The following is a 15518-nucleotide window of genomic DNA, read 5'->3' as shown; positions in this document are numbered from 1 at the left end:
GTGCCCTCGGCCAGTTGTTGGCGGCCGGCACGATCCAGCCGGGTCCAGCAGCCCACCGTCGCCAGCAGCTTCTCGATCCGGTTGCGGTGCTGCTGCAGCTCGCGCTGCAACTGCTGGCGCTCGCGCCCCCAGTGCCGGCGATCCTCGTCCTCGACGCTGGGCGCGCACACCACCTGAAAACGCCGCTGCTCGCCGCGCAGCCAGGCCAGCAGGGCCTCCACCAGGCGCAAGGCGTCCAGCCGGTCAGTCTTGGCCAGACGCCTCCGCCGCGCCATCAGCAGGCTCGCCGGATCGATCACCAGGACCTCCAGCGCACGCGCCTGCAAGGCGCGCTGTAGCCAGAAACCATCCTGGCCCGCTTCATACACCACGACCACTCTGGCGGACGCCGGCAACGCCCAGAGCGCGCGCGTCTCCGCGATCGTTTGCACCACCTGCTCCAGGCGCGCCAGGGGCTGCGGTGCGTCGACTGTCTTCAGCCGGGGGTTGCGCCGGGCATCGCTCAGCGCCACTTTCCAACTGGCCTTGGCCAACTCCAGCGCCACTGCCAGGACCGGTTCATTCGCACTATGCTGTTCAACGTAGGCCGTTCGCATGTCGATTCCTCCTCTGGGCCAAACCTTCTATCCCCCGGATTAAGAATCGGCGTGCGGGCGGCCTTTGCATAGGATCTACAGATAGCGCCAGAAAGATCCGCTAATTCGATACAAACCAAGCAAAATCACGCACCATTGATCCAATTCATAGGCGTAGGATCGCGCTCATTCCAACCTTGAGGAGGTCCAGATGAGCTATCGCCAGATTCTCGAACAACGTCCCGGCCAACCGGCGTCGGACGGCGCCGGGGTCAACCTGACGCGCGTTTTTGCCGAGCAGGGCGTGCCCCGCTTCGACCCCTTCCTGATGCTCGACGAGTTTGGCTCGGCCAACCCGGACGACTATGTCGCCGGCTTCCCGCCGCACCCGCACCGAGGCTTCGAGACCATCACCTACATGCTCGAAGGGCGCATGCGCCATGAAGACCATCTGGGCAATAGCGGCCTGCTGCAAAACGGCGGCGTGCAATGGATGACCGCCGCGCGCGGGATCATCCACAGCGAGATGCCGGAGCAGGAAGAAGGCGTGATGCGCGGCTTCCAGATCTGGCTCAACCTGCCGGGCAAGGACAAGATGGGCGACCCTGGCTACCGCGACTTCGATCCGGTGGAGATTCCGCGGGTACGCGCGGCTGAAGGCGTCGAGGCACGGGTGATCGCCGGCCGCTTCGACGATGGCGAGATCAGCCAAGAGGGCGCCGTGCAACGTCCGCATTCCGAACCGCATATCTTCGACCTCGACCTCCCCGCCCACAGCCGGGTGTCACCACGCCTGGCCGACGGCCTGCGGGTGCTGCTTTACGTCTACGAGGGCGATGTACACGTCAATGGCCAGGCCATTGGCAAAGGGCGCCTGGCGCGTCTCTCCGAGAAAGGTGCGCTGGAGATCGCCACCGACGCTGGGGCAAAGGTCCTGCTGCTGGCTGGACGTCCCCTGGGCGAGCCCATCGTCCAGTACGGTCCCTTCGTGATGAACAGCCGCGAGGAAATCGAGCAGGCCCTGCGGGACTACCGAGACGGCGTCTTCGGTCAGTGACGCAGGGGTTAGAGCGCCGGAATCACCTGCGGGTGAACCGGCGCCATCTCCAGGCCCAGGAAACGCTGCAGTTCGGTGCGCTTGGCCATGGCGTCCTGGTAGCCCAGCTCGATCAGTTCGTTGCAGTAGCCGGGTTCGAACAGCAGGTAACTGAGTACCCCGGCCCCACTCGCCCGGGTCGCCCCTGGCCCGCGCAAGAAGGTGCGGATGGCGCGCGGCATCTCGCGACGGTGACGGGCAGCGATCTCATCCATCGCTCGGCTCGGCGAAATCACCAACACTTCAACGTGCTCTGAACTGAGATTGCGTGGCCGCGACTCAGGCGGCATGGCCTGGCTCATGCGGTTGATCCGTTCCAGCAGTTCGATATCGCTTTCCAGGTTGTCGATGAAGGTGCTGTTCAGCAGGTGTCCGCTGATCTGCGCCAGGGTCGGCGGACGGCCAGCCTGCGGCTGCGCCATTTCCTGGCCGGGGTTCATGCCTTGCGGGTTGCCACTCACCCCCACCACCAGCACCCGACTGGCGCCCAGGTGCAGCGCCGGGCTGATCGGCGCGGTCTGGCGTACCGCGCCATCGCCGAAGTATTCACGACCCAGGCGCACTGGCGGAAACAGCAGGGGAATCGCCGCACTGGCCATCAGGTGTTCGACGCTGAGGCGGGTTGGTACGCCTACGCGGCGATGGCGATACCAGGGATCAATGGTCGCGCGCCCCTGGTAGAAGGTCACCGCCTGTCCGGTTTCATAGCCGAACGCTGTCACGGCCACGGCGCGCAACTGGCGGGTGCGGACGGCAGCGGAGATGCCGGTGAAGTCGAGTTCGCTCGTCAGCAGTTCGCGCAGGGGCGCGTTGTCCAACAGCGCCACGGGGATATCACGGCCAAGGCCTAGCAGGCTGTGGCCGAGGAAACGCGAGCTCTGGCGGATCACGCCGGGCCAGTCGCTGCGGTAGATCTGCCCACAACGGAAGGCCTGCCAGACATCGTTGAGGCGGCGAACGGCCTGGCTGAAATGCAGCGCGCCGCAGGCCAGGCCAACGGCGTTCACCGCGCCGGCGGACGTACCGACGATTACCGGAAAAGGATTGCAGGCGGCGTCTGGCAACAGGTCGGCGATCGCGCCCAGCACCCCCACCTGATAAGCCGCCCGCGAACCACCGCCGGAAAGAATCAGCCCGGTCACGGGCTTCTTGGTGGCGGCGCTGGCATCCATGGACTGCTCTCCGGGCGGGATTTTCCGAGTATAGGTTTCAGTAAAGCTTGGGGGCGCCTTCCGGCCGGGTCTTGAAGCGGCGGTGGGCCCAGAGGTATTGCTCGGGGCATTCGCGCACCGCGCCCTCCACCCACTGGTTGATACGCAGGCAGTCGGCCTCTTCGGTTTCGCCAGGGAAGTCGGACAGCGGCGGGTGGATCACCAGCTTGTAACCGGAACCGTCTTCCAGGCGGCGCTGGGTGAAGGGCAGCACGATAGCGCGGCCCAGGCGGGCGAACTTGGTCGTGGCGGTAACTGTGGCGGCCTCGATGCCGAACAGCGGCACGAACAGGCTCTGCTTGCGTCCGTAGTCCTGATCCGGCGCATACCAGATGGCGCGGCCGGCGCGCAGCACCTTGAGCATGGCGCGCACGTCCTCCCGCTCGATGGCGGTAGCGTCCTGGTTGTGGCGCTCGCGGCCACGGCGCTGGATGAAGTCGAACACGGCGTTCTTGTGCTCGCGGTACATGCCGTCGATGGTATGCACCTGGCCAAGCAATGCGGCGCCGATCTCGAGGGTCGTGAAATGCAGGGCCATGAGAATCACCCCCTGACCTTCTGCCTGGGCCTTCTGCAGGTGCTCCAGGCCCTCTATATGGGACAACTTCGCCAGATGCGGCTTGGGCCACCACCAACTCATGGCCATCTCGAAGAAAGCGATACCGGTGGAAGCGAAGTTCTCCCGCAGCAGTTGTTCACGCTCGCTGCTGGACAGCTCCGGAAAGCACAGTTCCAGGTTGCGCCGGGCGATCTTGCGCCGCGAACCGGCCACCCGCAGCATCGCCGCGCCCAGAATACGCCCCATGCCCAGTTGCACCCGGTAGGGCAGCAGGGTGATCAGCCACAGCAGGCCTAGGCCCAGCCACAGCGCCCAAAAGCGCGGGTGGAGGAACTGTGGGCGAAATTGAGGTCTATCCATCTCTGAATCCGCTTGAGCGAGAAAATCGCGCATTCTACTCCAAATGCGCCGCCCCCTTCCGGCTTGCTAGCGCCGGACGATCTCGCTATAAGTCCTCGCCATTCACGACTGCAGGCAGACCATGAGCCAAGCCGACCTTCTCGACCAAGAACCCGTGTTCCAGCTCAAGGGCAGCATGCTCGCCATCACCGTGATGGAACTGGCACACAACGACCTCGAACGCCTCGACAGGCAACTGGACGAGAAAGTCGCCCAGGCCCCCAACTTCTTCCAGAACACCCCACTGGTCATGGCGCTGGACAAGTTGCCCGACGGCGAACCCGTCCTCGACCTCCCCGCCCTGCTGGACATCTGCCGCCGTCACGGCCTGCGCACCCTGGCCATCCGCGCCAGCCGCGAAGAGCATATCGCTGCCGCCGACGCCCTGGACATTCCAGTGCTGCCGCCGTCCGGCGCCCGCGAGCGCGCCATCAATCCGGTAGAACCCGAAGCGAAGAAGAAGGTCGAAAAGCCCGCCGAGCCGCCCAAACCCGAGGTGCAACCGACAAAGATCATCACGACTCCGGTGCGTGGTGGCCAGCAGGTGTATGCTCCAGGCGGCGACCTGGTAGTTCTGGCCGCGGTCAGCCCCGGTGCGGAACTTCTCGCAGACGGCAACATCCATGTTTACGGTCCCATGCGCGGCCGTGCCCTGGCGGGCATCAAGGGCGATACCAAGGCGCGGATATTCTGCCGCCAACTGGCTGCCGAACTGGTCTCAGTGGCCGGTCAGTACAAGGTTTCCGACGACCTGCGACGCGATCCGCTGTGGGGTCAACAGGTACAAGTCAGCCTGTCGGGAGACGTGTTGAACATCACCCGTCTTTAACGGATACTGCCGCGAATTTTCAGGGACCTGAAAGGGAAGACGGACGGTTCGAAAGAGCTCATAACTTCCCGCTTTTCTTATCATTTGGGGTGAATCACCTTGGCCAAGATCCTCGTTGTCACGTCCGGCAAGGGTGGAGTGGGTAAAACCACCACCAGCGCCGCCATCGGTACCGGTCTCGCACTGCGCGGTCACAAGACTGTCATCGTCGACTTCGACGTCGGCCTGCGTAACCTGGACCTGATCATGGGTTGCGAACGCCGCGTGGTGTACGACTTCGTCAACGTCATCAATGGCGAAGCGTCCCTCACCCAGGCCCTGATCAAAGACAAGCGCCTGGAAAACCTCTACGTCCTGGCCGCCAGCCAGACTCGCGACAAGGATGCCCTGACCCTCGAAGGCGTGGGCAAGGTCATCGAGGAACTGGCGAAGAACTTCGAGTACGTGGTCTGCGATTCGCCGGCCGGTATCGAGAAAGGCGCCCACCTGGCCATGTACTACGCCGATGAGGCGATCGTCGTGACCAACCCGGAAGTCTCTTCCGTGCGCGACTCCGACCGCATGCTCGGCCTGCTGGCCAGCAAGTCCCGTCGTGCAGAGAAAGGCGAAGATCCGATCAAGGAGCGCCTGTTGCTGACCCGCTACAACCCCGAGCGCGTAACCAAGGGCGAAATGCTCGGCGTCGAAGACGTCGAGGAAATCCTCGCCATCAACCTGCTCGGTGTCATCCCGGAATCCCAGGCGGTGCTCAAGGCCTCCAACCAGGGTATCCCGGTCATCCTCGACGACCAGAGCGACGCCGGCCAGGCGTACAGCGATGCCGTCGATCGCCTGCTCGGCAAGGAGCTGCCTCACCGCTTCCTCGACGTGCAGAAGAAAGGACTCTTACAACGCCTGTTCGGAGGCCGTGAATGAACATTTTCGACTTCTTTCGCGAGCGGAAGAAGCAGAACAGCGCTTCGATCGCTAAGGAACGACTCCAAATCATCGTTGCCCACGAACGTGGTCAACGCAGCCAGCCGGACTACCTGCCGGCTCTGCAGAAAGACCTGGTGGACGTGATCCGCAAATATGTCGACATCGACGAGGAGCAGGTTCAGGTCCTGCTGGAGAATCAGGGCAGTTGCTCGATTCTCGAGTTGAACATCACCCTGCCCGATCGTTGATCGAGTGGTTGTGCAATGACGGCGGCTTCGGCCGCCGTCGGCGTTTTCGGAATTCCCATGCCGCTTTCCCAGATTGAATTCATCCACCAGGACGACGCCCTGCTGGTGGTCAACAAGCCCACCCTCCTGCTGTCCGTACCCGGCCGTGCCGAGGACAACAAGGACTGCCTGATCACCCGCCTGCAGGAGAACGGTTACCCGGAGGCACGAATCGTCCACCGCCTGGACTGGGAAACTTCCGGTCTGATCGTGCTGGCCCGCGATGCTGACAGCCACCGCGAGTTATCCCGCCAGTTCCATGACCGCGAAACCGAGAAGGCTTACACCGCGCTCTGCTGGGGCGAGCCGGAACTGGACAGCGGCCGCATCGAGCTGCCCTTGCGCTATGACCCGCCGACCAAGCCGCGCCACGTGGTGGACTTCGAGCAGGGCCGTCACGCTCTCACCTTCTGGCAGGTGATCGAGCGCTGCGGCCATTACAGCCGGGTCGAACTGACCCCCATCACCGGTCGCTCGCACCAGTTGCGCGTGCACATGCTCTCCATCGGCCATCCGTTGCTCGGCGACCGCCTCTACGCCAACCCCGAAGCCCTGGCCGCCCATGATCGCCTGTGCCTGCACGCCAGCCTGCTCTGCCTGACCCACCCCCAGACGGGCGAACGCCTGAGATTCGAGTGCCCGGCGCCGTTCTGACCTAGGCTCAAGAAAAAGGCTGCGATTCGGGCAAATCATGAGCTTCACCGAGTTCTACAACGCCACCGAGGGCCAACCCGCCCGCGTCACCCTGTTGACTGCCCTGGAGCTCTGGGACGGGCCACCCGGCCACGCCCTCGACTTGGGCTGTGGCGCCGGCCGTGACACCCTCGAACTGCTCAGGCGCGGCTGGAAAGTGCTGGCGGTGGACGCCGAACCCGAAGCCCTGGCCCGTCTTGAAGCCCAGGTGGACGAGGAAAAACGCCTGCGACTGCAAAGCCGCTGCTGCCGCTTTGAATCCATGCCGTTGCCATCGGCGAACCTGGTCAACTCCAGCTTCGCCCTGCCCCTCTGCCCACCCGTCGCCTTTCCCACCCTCTGGCAGGCCATCTACTCCTCCCTTCCGGAGGGCGGCCTCTTCGCCGGCCACCTGTTCGGCGAGCGAGACGACTGGGCCAACAACGGCATCACCATCCTGCGCCGCCGACAATTGGAAGAACTGCTGTCTGGCTGGGACGTGCTGATGCTGGAAGAAAAGGAAGAAGACGGCATCACCGCCAAGGGCCGCAACAAGCACTGGCACTTGTTCTCGGTGGTGGCCCGACGCCTGGGATAAGGGCAACATTGCAATCTCTCGAAGCCAACCCCTATCGAGGTCTTAGCGAAAATTCACCGCGGGTCGCCCTCCATTTCCCTGGGGGCTATGGGATAAACTCCCGCCACTGCTGTCTGGAGTCTCCCAATGCGCGAAGAGTTGAACCAGGGCCTGATCGATTTCCTCAAGGCCTCCCCCACCCCTTTCCACGCCACCCGCAGCCTGGCCAAGCGCCTCGAGGCCGCCGGGTATGTGCGCCTCGATGAACGCGAGGCCTGGCGTATCGAAAGCGGTGGCCGTTATTACGTCACCCGCAACGACTCCTCCATCATCGCCATCAAGCTGGGCAAGCGCCCGGTACTCGAAGGCGGCCTGCGCCTCGTTGGCGCCCACACCGACAGCCCCTGCCTGCGCGTCAAGCCGAATCCCGAGCTGCACAAGCACGGCTTCTGGCAACTGGGTGTGGAAGTCTACGGCGGTGCGTTGCTGGCCCCCTGGTTCGACCGCGACCTGTCCCTGGCGGGTCGCGTCACTTACCGTGCCGCCGGCATGGTGGAAAGCCAGTTGGTGGATTTCCAGGCGCCCATCGCCGTGATTCCCAACCTGGCCATTCACCTCAACCGCGAAGCCAACCAGGGCTGGGCGATCAATGCCCAGACCGAACTGCCGCCGATCCTGGCGCAACTGGCCGCCGGCGAGGCCCGCGAGTTCCGCGACCTGCTGGCCGAGCAACTGACCCTGGAACATGGCGTGGTCGCCGACGCGGTGCTGGATTACGAACTGTCCTTCTATGACACCCAGAGCGCCGCGGTCATCGGCCTGGGCGGCGACTTCATCGCTGGCGCGCGCCTGGACAATCTGCTGTCCTGCTACGCCGGCCTGCAGGCCCTGCTGGCCGCCGAGGCTGACGAAAGCTGCGTACTGGTCTGCACCGACCACGAAGAAGTCGGCTCCTGCTCAGCCTGCGGCGCCGATGGTCCGATGCTGGAACAGGTGCTGCGCCGTGTGCTGCCGGAAGGCGACGCCTTCGCCCGCGTCATCCAGCGTTCCCTGCTGGTTTCCGCCGACAACGCCCACGGCGTACACCCCAACTACGCCGACAAGCACGATGGCAACCACGGCCCGAAACTCAACGCCGGCCCGGTTATCAAGGTCAACAGCAACCAGCGCTACGCCACCAACAGCGAAACCGCCGGTTTCTTCCGCCACTTGTGTCTGGAGAACGAAGTGCCGGTGCAGAGCTTCGTGACCCGCAGCGACATGGGTTGCGGGTCCACCATCGGCCCGATCACCGCCAGCCAGCTCGGCGTACGTACCGTGGACATCGGCCTGCCAACCTTCGCCATGCACTCCATTCGCGAACTGGCCGGCAGCCATGACCTGGCTCACCTGGTGAAGGTGCTGGCCGCCTTCTACTCCAGCCACGACCTGCCCTGACCACTCACCCGAACAGGTAAACCCGCATGCTCAGCCATATCCGCAACAGCCTGGAGGAAGCCAGGACCGCCCTGGACAACTTCATCGCCAACGAGCAAGCGCTGAAAAGCATTGAGCGTGCGGCTGAGCTCCTGGTCGAGAGTTTCGAGAACAAGGGCAAGGCGTTTTCCTGCGGTAACGGCGGCTCCATGTGCGACGCCATGCACTTCGCCGAGGAGCTGACCGGCCGCTACCGCAAGAACCGGCCCGGCATCGCCGCCGTGTCCATCAGCGATGCCAGCCATATCAGCTGCGTCGCCAATGACTTCGGCTACGACTACATCTTCTCCCGCTACGTCGAATCCCACGGCCGTGCGGGCGACGTGCTGATCGCCATCAGCACCAGCGGCAAGAGCCCCAACGTGATCAAGGCAGCCGAAGCGGCCCGCGCCCTGGGCGTGAAGGTCGTGGCCCTGACCGGCAAGCCCGGTTCCGCCCTGGAAGCCCTGGCCGATGTCTGCATCTGTGCTCCCGGCGGCGACTTCGCCGACCGCGTGCAGGAGCTGCATATCAAGGTGCTGCACATCCTGATCGAACTGGTCGAGCGCAAACTGAGTCCGGAAAACTACGCCTGACGGGCATTCGTCGGCCTTGTAGGGTGGGCTTCAGCCCACCGACGGATGCCCGCGTGGGCTGCAACCCTCGACACCGCCCCAAGCGGGCAAGGGAGGCATTGCGCCCTACTCCGGCACCTCGACGCTCACATGAATCGCGTCATGCCGCCAGAACTCCAGGTCACAATCGATCAGTCGGCCATGCTGATCGCGATTGATACGGGTGATTTTCAGCGCCGGACTGCCAGGTGACACCTTCAGCGGTGCGGCCGCCTCCGGGTGCAGGGCGGTGGGCACCATGTCGAATCGCACCCGGCCGTAGCGAATGCCGTACTGGCTGTCGTACAGCTCGGTCAGCGAGCGGGTCAGGTCGAAGTCGATGATGCCGGGGAAGAAAGCCGGGTTCAGGTAATGCTCCACATAGAGCACCAGACGCCCATCGACGCGGCGCACCCGGCGGATCTGATAGACGCTGGACAGCGCCGGCAGCTCCAGCAACTCGCAGATTTCCACGCTGGCCGGAATCAATCGCGCCCCCAGCACCTCGGTGGCAGGCGTGCGCCCCTGCCCGGCCACCATGGCGTGGAAGTGGCTGCGCACCAGCGGGTTGTAGAGCAGCCGGGGCGGCGAGACGAACCAGCCGCGGCGCTCCTCGCGATAGATCAGCCCCTGGGCCTCCAACTGCCCCAACGCTTCACGCAAGGTGATGCGTGTGGTGTCGAACAGCTCGCTCAGCTTGCGCTCGGCCGGCAGCTTGCTGCCCTGGGGCAGCAGGCCGTGGTCGATCTGCTCCTGCAGCGCACTGCAGATGGCGGTCAGGGTGCGGGGCGCCTCATCGCGCATCGAAAAACTCCAATCTGGAATAGACCAGCACCATCGAGGTGCGTCATGGCCGGGTTTGCCGGCCATCCTAGGCAGCCTAGATGACTGTGGGATGACAGCCAGGCACACCTGCATGCGCCATGCCATCGCCAATCGCGACAGCCTCCCGAATCAGTCACTTAGCCATGGTCTACGCTTTCCAGGCGTCTGCCACTGCCGGACCGGGTGGCAACCCTGCAATCAAACCGTCATCCAAGGCTTTTAGATTTGGCCTGGGTCTTGCTGATCTAGACCAACCTCCAAACCTGCTAAGGAGCTTCACATGAAACGCCTGTTGCTGGCTTCACTGATGGGAACGACCATCGCCCTGGGAACCCAGGCGATGGCGAGCGACGCAGATCTGAAGAGTCTCGAACAAGCCGCTCGCAAGGAAGGCGCGGTGAACAGCGTGGGCATGCCCGACAGCTGGGCCAACTGGAAGGACACCTGGGCTGACCTCAACAAGCTGTATGGCCTGAAGCACGTCGATACCGACATGAGCTCGGCTCAGGAAATCGCCAAGTTCGCCGCCGAGAAAGACAACGCCACCGCCGACATCGGCGATGTGGGCGCGGCCTTCGGCCCCATCGCCGTCCAGCAAGGCGTGACCCAGCCCTACAAGCCCAGCACCTGGGCGCAAATTCCGGACTGGGCCAAAGATGCCGACGGCCACTGGATGCTGGCCTATACCGGCTCCATCGCCTTCATCGTCAACAAGCAACTGGTGAAGGAAGCGCCCAAGTCCTGGGCCGACCTGAAGCAGGGCAAGTACAAGATCGCCATCGGTGACGTCAGCGCCGCCGCGCAGGCGGTCAATGGCGTGCTGGCAGCCTCCATCGCCAACGGCGGCAACGAGAAGAACATCCAGCCTGGCCTGGACTTCTTCGCCGAGATCGCCAAACAGGGTCGCCTCTCGCTCTCCAACCCGACCATCCAGACCCTGGAGAAGGGCGAGGTGGAAGTGGGCATCGTCTGGGACTTCAACGGCCTGTCCTACCGCGACCAGATCGACCCCAGCCGCTTCGAAGTGCTGATCCCCTCCGATGGCTCGGTGATCTCCGGCTACACCACCATCATCAACAAGTACGCGAAGAACCCGAACGCCGCGAAGCTGACCCGCGAGTACATCCTCAGCGACGCCGGCCAGATCAACCTGGCCAAGGGCAACGCCCGTCCGATCCGTGCCGAGCACCTGACCCTGCCGGCCGAGGTGAAGGCCAAGCTGCTGCCCAACGAGCAGTACGCCAAGGTCCAGCCGATCAAGGATGCCAAGGCCTGGGAAGAAACCTCGAAAGCCCTGCCGCAGCTGTGGCAAGAGCACGTGATCATCGAAATGGAGTAAGGGTCCGCCCGATCGCCTCCGGGCGATTGGGCGACTTTCGAGGCGAATCGAATGAAGAACAAAGTCATCCTCGTCCTGCTGGATGGCCTGAACTACGAGGTGGCCCGGCATGCGCTGGGCCACCTGCAGGCCTACTGCGGGGCCGGTCGCGCCGCCCTGTACAAGCTCCAGTGCGAGCTGCCGGCACTGTCCCGCCCGCTCTACGAATGCATCCTCACCGGCGTGCCGCCAATCAAGAGCGGAATCGTCCACAACGATGTATCGCGCCTTTCCCGAGAGCGCAGCATCTTCCACTACGCCAGCGCCGCCGGGCTCAAGACCGCCGCGGCTGCCTATCACTGGGTCAGCGAGCTCTATAACCGCTCGCCTTTCGAAGCCGCCCGCGACCGTCATACCGATGCACCGGAGTTGCCGATCCAGCACGGGCACTTCTATTACGCCGACCACTATCCGGACTCGCACCTGTTTGCCGACGCCGAGAGCCTGCGCCAGCGCCACAACCCGGACTTTCTCCTGGTGCACCCGATGAATGTGGATGACGCGGGCCACAAGCACGGCCTGGATTCGCCCCAGTACCGCAACAGCGCACGGGTCGCCGATATCCTCCTGGCCGAGTACCTGCAACGTTGGCTGGACGCCGGCTACCAGGTGCTGGTGACCGCCGACCACGGCATGAACAACGATCGCTCCCACAACGGCCTGCTGGCCGAAGAGCGCGAGGTCCCGCTGTTCGTCCTGGGCGATGCCTTCAGCCTGGACGCCACGGCGCAGCCGAAGCAGACCGAACTGTGCGGCACCGTTTGCGAGCTGCTGGGCGCATCCCACGACAAGGTTGCCTGCCAGGAGCTGCTGAAGTGAATGCCACCAACCGGGGAAAATGGCTGGCACTGCTCTGCCTGCTGCCCTTTGCCGTATTTTTCATCCTGTTCCAGATTGCGCCACTGGCCTGGGTCGCCATCCACAGCCTGAACACGCCGGAAGGCTGGGGCCTTAGCAACTACGCCAAGATGTTCAGCTCGAAGTTCTACCTGCAGGCCATCAAGCACAGCCTGCAGATCGCCTTCTGGTCGAGCCTGTTCGGCATCGTCATTGCCGTGATCGGCGCCTATTCACTGCGCAAGGTGGATTCGAAGCTGCGCGATTTCGTCATGGCCTTCTCCAACATGACCAGCAACTTCGCCGGCGTACCGCTGGCCTTCGCCTTCATCATCCTGCTTGGCTTCAACGGCGCCCTGACCATCCTGCTCAAGCAGTCCGGCGTGATCGAGGATTTCAACCTCTACTCCAAGACCGGGCTGATCGTGCTCTACACCTACTTCCAGATTCCCCTGGGCGTCTTGCTGCTCTACCCGGCCTTCGACGCCCTGCGCGAAGACTGGCGCGAATCCGCAGCCCTGCTCGGCGCCGGCCCCTGGCAGTTCTGGCGACACATCGGCCTGCCCGTGCTGACGCCCGCCTTGCTGGGCACCTTCGTCATCCTGCTGGCCAATGCACTTGGCGCCTACGCCACCGTCTATGCCCTGACCACCGGGAACTTCAACGTGTTGACCATCCGCATCGCCGCCATGGTCGCTGGCGACATCGCGCTCAACCCCAACCTGGCCAGCGCCCTGGCGATGGTTCTGGTCGGGCTGATGGCACTGATCACGGTGGTGCACCAGTGGCTACTGAAGAGGAGCTACCATGTCGCGCGCTGAATCCCGCAACGGCGGCCTCTACCATCGCGTGGTGGTCTGGTTGCTGTTCCTGATCCTGCTGCTGCCGCTGGCCGGCACCCTGCTCTACTCCGTTTCCACCAGTTGGTCGGCGACCATCCTCCCGGACGGGCTGACCCTCAAGTGGTACTTCGCACTGTGGAGCGATGCCCGTTTCCTCACCGCCTTCGGCCAGTCGCTGCTGGTGTGCTTCGGCGCGCTGGCGCTGTCAGTAGTGCTGATCCTGCCGCTGCTGTTCGTGGTGCATTACCACTTCCCGAAGCTCGACGGGCTGATGAACATTCTCATCCTGTTGCCCTTCGCAGTACCGCCGGTGGTGTCCTCCGTGGGGCTATTGCAGATCTACGGATCCGGACCGCTGGCCATGGTGGGCACGCCCTGGATCCTGATCGGCTGCTTCTTCACCATCGCCCTGCCCTTCATGTACCGCGCCATCACCAACAACCTGCAGGCAATCAACCTGCGTGACCTGATGGACGCCGCCCAACTGCTCGGCGCCAGCACCTGGAAAGCCGCATTCCTGGTGGTGCTGCCGAACCTGCGCAAGGGCCTGATGGTGTCGCTGTTCCTGTCGTTCTCCTTCCTCTTCGGCGAGTTCGTCTTCGCCAACCTGCTGGTAGGTACCCGCTACGAAACCCTGCAGGTGTACCTGAACAACATGCGCAACAGCAGCGGCCACTTCAACAGCGCCCTGGTGATCTCCTACTTCTTCTTCGTGCTGCTGTTCACCTGGGCAGCCAACCGTCTGAACAAGGACAAGGCATGAGCTTTCTTTCCATCCGCGGCCTGCATAAGAGCTATGGCCAGACCCCCATCTTCAGTGACATCCACTGCGAGATCGGCAAGGGCGAGTTCGTCACCCTGCTCGGCCCTTCGGGCTGCGGCAAGTCCACCCTGCTGCGCTGCATCGCCGGCCTCACCGAAGTCAACGGCGGGCAGATTCTGCTGGACGGCCAGGACCTGGTGCCGGTATCGCCGCAGAAGCGTGGCATCGGCATGGTGTTCCAGAGCTATGCACTGTTCCCCAACATGACCGTGCAGCAGAACGTCGCCTTCGGCCTGCGTATGCAAAAGGTCGAAGGCTCCGACAGCAAGCGCCGGGTGGATGAGGCCCTGGCCATGGTGGAGTTGCAGGATTTTGCCGCGCGTTATCCGCACCAGCTTTCCGGTGGCCAGTGCCAGCGCGTGGCCCTCGCCCGCTCGCTGGTCACCCGGCCGCGCCTGCTGCTGCTGGACGAACCGCTCTCGGCGCTGGACGCGCGCATCCGCAAGCATCTGCGTGAACAGATCCGCTCCATCCAGCAGGAACTGGGACTGACCACCATTTTCGTCACCCATGACCAGGAAGAAGCGCTGACCCTCTCCGACCGCATCTTCCTGATGAATGCTGGGCGTATCGTCCAGAGTGGCGATGCGGAAACCCTCTACACCGCGCCGGTGGACGCCTTCGCCGCCGGCTTCATCGGCAACTACAACCTGCTCGACGCCGACGCGGCCAGCCGCCTGTTGCAGCGCCCGGTGAACGGCCGCATCGCCATACGCCCGGAGGCCATCGCCCTGAGCGCCGAAGGTGGCATCGAGGCCGAAGTGCGCAGCCACAGCCTGCTGGGCAACGTCGTGCGCTATCGGGTCGAAGCCCGCGGCGTTCAGTTGGTAGTGGACGTGCTCAATCGCTCCGCCGAAGATCTGCACCGCAAAGGCCAACGCGTCGGTCTGCGCATAGACGATCACGCAATCCGGGAGGTGGCCTGATGGCCCTGGCAATCTTCGACCTCGACGACACCCTGATAGACGGCGACTGCGCCAGCCTGTGGAGTGCACACATGGCCGAACTGGGTTGGGTCGACGAGGAGTCCTTCATCCGCAAGGACCAGGAACTCATGGCGCTCTACGCCGAAGGCAAGTTGGCGATGGAAGACTACATGGCCTTCAGCCTGTCGCCGTTGGTGGGGCGCACCGCTGAAGAAGTGGACTTCGTGGTCGAGCCCTTCGTCGAGGATGTGGTCGAACCGCTGATCCACTCCGATGCCATGCGCTGCCTGGCGCAGCACCGCGCCGCCGGTGACCGCATCCTGATCATCTCCGCCTCGGCGCACTTCCTGGTCAGCGCCATCGCCGAACGCCTGGGCGTGGAAGAGGTCCTGGCCATCGATCTGGAAGAGCAGCACGGCTGCTACAGCGGCCACACCCGGGGCGTGCTCACCTACCGTGACGGCAAGGTGACCCGCCTGAATGCCTGGATGAAAGAGCAAGGCGAGAGCCTGGAAGGCGCCGCCTTTTATTCCGACTCGCGCAACGACCTGCCCCTGCTCTCGCTGGTGGCCAGACCCCACACGGTCAACCCCGACCCGATCCTGCGCTCCCATGCTGAACAGGTGGGCTGGCCGATTCTCGACTGGCGCTGAGCAGCCCTTCCCTCCTCCTTTCCCTGGAGAAGAGAGAGGAGC

18 protein-coding genes are annotated in these 15518 nt (G+C 63.9%); 14 read left to right on the top strand and 4 right to left on the bottom strand.

The window, feature by feature from the left end; translation table 11 throughout:
- Window positions 1-596 (bottom strand): transposase (locus FFS60_RS21960; protein ID WP_137823141.1); only part of this gene is annotated, 596 nt, incomplete at its 3' end.
- A 190-nt stretch (window positions 597-786) separates the two neighbouring features.
- Between FFS60_RS21960 and FFS60_RS21955 the strand changes: the two genes are divergently transcribed.
- Entirely contained in the window at window positions 787-1632 is an 846-nt protein-coding gene (locus FFS60_RS21955; RefSeq protein WP_137823140.1) for a pirin family protein, read from the top strand.
- Window positions 1633-1640: 8 nt separating this feature from the next.
- Here FFS60_RS21955 and FFS60_RS21950 read toward each other — a convergent pair whose 3' ends face one another.
- Complete coding sequence (locus FFS60_RS21950; protein ID WP_028628203.1) at window positions 1641-2843, bottom strand: patatin-like phospholipase family protein; 1203 nt, start codon at window positions 2841-2843, stop codon at window positions 1641-1643.
- A gap of 37 nt (window positions 2844-2880) precedes the next feature.
- On the bottom strand, window positions 2881-3801 hold the full coding sequence (locus FFS60_RS21945; RefSeq protein WP_137823139.1) for a lipid A biosynthesis lauroyl acyltransferase: 921 nt from the start codon (window positions 3799-3801) through the stop codon (window positions 2881-2883).
- A gap of 121 nt (window positions 3802-3922) precedes the next feature.
- Here FFS60_RS21945 and minC point away from each other — a divergent pair, with 121 nt between their 5' ends.
- From minC to lpcA, 7 genes are all read left to right on the top strand, one after another.
- Window positions 3923-4669, top strand: a complete 747-nt coding sequence (gene minC / locus FFS60_RS21940) for a septum site-determining protein MinC (protein WP_137823138.1) — start codon at window positions 3923-3925, stop codon at window positions 4667-4669.
- A 99-nt stretch (window positions 4670-4768) separates the two neighbouring features.
- Window positions 4769-5584 carry a septum site-determining protein MinD gene (gene minD / locus FFS60_RS21935; RefSeq protein WP_028628206.1) on the top strand — a complete coding sequence of 272 codons (816 nt, stop codon included), beginning with the start codon at window positions 4769-4771 and terminating at the stop codon, window positions 5582-5584.
- Window positions 5581-5835 (top strand): cell division topological specificity factor MinE, encoded by a 255-nt coding sequence (gene minE, locus FFS60_RS21930; protein WP_016491219.1) that lies wholly within the window; start codon window positions 5581-5583, stop codon window positions 5833-5835. The genes minD and minE overlap by 4 nt, the downstream gene beginning before the upstream one ends.
- Window positions 5836-5892: 57 nt before the next feature.
- Window positions 5893-6528: an RluA family pseudouridine synthase gene (locus tag FFS60_RS21925; protein WP_028628207.1), complete on the top strand. Its 636-nt coding sequence runs from the start codon at window positions 5893-5895 to the stop codon at window positions 6526-6528.
- 37 nt (window positions 6529-6565) lie between these two features.
- A complete protein-coding gene (locus FFS60_RS21920; RefSeq protein WP_028628208.1) occupies window positions 6566-7144 on the top strand; it encodes a trans-aconitate 2-methyltransferase in 579 nt (192 codons plus the stop codon).
- A 126-nt stretch (window positions 7145-7270) separates the two neighbouring features.
- Window positions 7271-8560 carry a M18 family aminopeptidase gene (locus FFS60_RS21915; RefSeq protein ID WP_028628209.1) on the top strand — a complete coding sequence of 430 codons (1290 nt, stop codon included), beginning with the start codon at window positions 7271-7273 and terminating at the stop codon, window positions 8558-8560.
- Window positions 8561-8586: 26 nt separating this feature from the next.
- The gene (gene lpcA, locus FFS60_RS21910; RefSeq protein ID WP_028628210.1) at window positions 8587-9174 is read left to right on the top strand and encodes a D-sedoheptulose 7-phosphate isomerase; all 588 of its coding nucleotides are present in this window, start codon (window positions 8587-8589) and stop codon (window positions 9172-9174) included.
- A gap of 105 nt (window positions 9175-9279) precedes the next feature.
- Here the strand turns inward: lpcA and FFS60_RS21905 are convergent, their stop codons facing one another.
- Entirely contained in the window at window positions 9280-9996 is a 717-nt protein-coding gene (locus tag FFS60_RS21905; protein WP_028628211.1) for a UTRA domain-containing protein, read from the bottom strand.
- A 301-nt stretch (window positions 9997-10297) separates the two neighbouring features.
- Here FFS60_RS21905 and FFS60_RS21900 point away from each other — a divergent pair, with 301 nt between their 5' ends.
- The 6 genes from FFS60_RS21900 to FFS60_RS21875 are packed head-to-tail and all read left to right on the top strand — an operon-like array spanning window position 10298 to window position 15476.
- Window positions 10298-11356 (top strand): ABC transporter substrate-binding protein, encoded by a 1059-nt coding sequence (locus tag FFS60_RS21900; protein ID WP_137823137.1) that lies wholly within the window; start codon window positions 10298-10300, stop codon window positions 11354-11356.
- A gap of 51 nt (window positions 11357-11407) precedes the next feature.
- Window positions 11408-12214, top strand: coding sequence for an alkaline phosphatase family protein (locus tag FFS60_RS21895; RefSeq protein ID WP_137823136.1), 807 nt, complete (start codon window positions 11408-11410; stop codon window positions 12212-12214).
- Window positions 12211-13053 carry an ABC transporter permease subunit gene (locus FFS60_RS21890; protein ID WP_028628214.1) on the top strand — a complete coding sequence of 281 codons (843 nt, stop codon included), beginning with the start codon at window positions 12211-12213 and terminating at the stop codon, window positions 13051-13053. The genes FFS60_RS21895 and FFS60_RS21890 overlap by 4 nt, the downstream gene beginning before the upstream one ends.
- Window positions 13040-13837: an ABC transporter permease gene (locus FFS60_RS21885; RefSeq protein WP_028628215.1), complete on the top strand. Its 798-nt coding sequence runs from the start codon at window positions 13040-13042 to the stop codon at window positions 13835-13837. Before FFS60_RS21890 ends, FFS60_RS21885 begins: the two co-directional genes overlap by 14 nt.
- The gene (locus FFS60_RS21880) at window positions 13834-14823 is read left to right on the top strand and encodes an ABC transporter ATP-binding protein (RefSeq protein WP_137823135.1); all 990 of its coding nucleotides are present in this window, start codon (window positions 13834-13836) and stop codon (window positions 14821-14823) included. The genes FFS60_RS21885 and FFS60_RS21880 overlap by 4 nt, the downstream gene beginning before the upstream one ends.
- Window positions 14823-15476 (top strand): HAD family phosphatase, encoded by a 654-nt coding sequence (locus tag FFS60_RS21875; protein WP_137823134.1) that lies wholly within the window; start codon window positions 14823-14825, stop codon window positions 15474-15476. The genes FFS60_RS21880 and FFS60_RS21875 overlap by 1 nt, the downstream gene beginning before the upstream one ends.
- Window positions 15477-15518 lie beyond the last annotated feature (42 nt).

This window comes from Pseudomonas sp. D(2018) (genome assembly GCF_005502555.1).
GTDB lineage: Bacteria > Pseudomonadota > Gammaproteobacteria > Pseudomonadales > Pseudomonadaceae > Metapseudomonas > Metapseudomonas resinovorans.
This window is presented reverse-complemented; position numbering and strand designations above follow the sequence as displayed.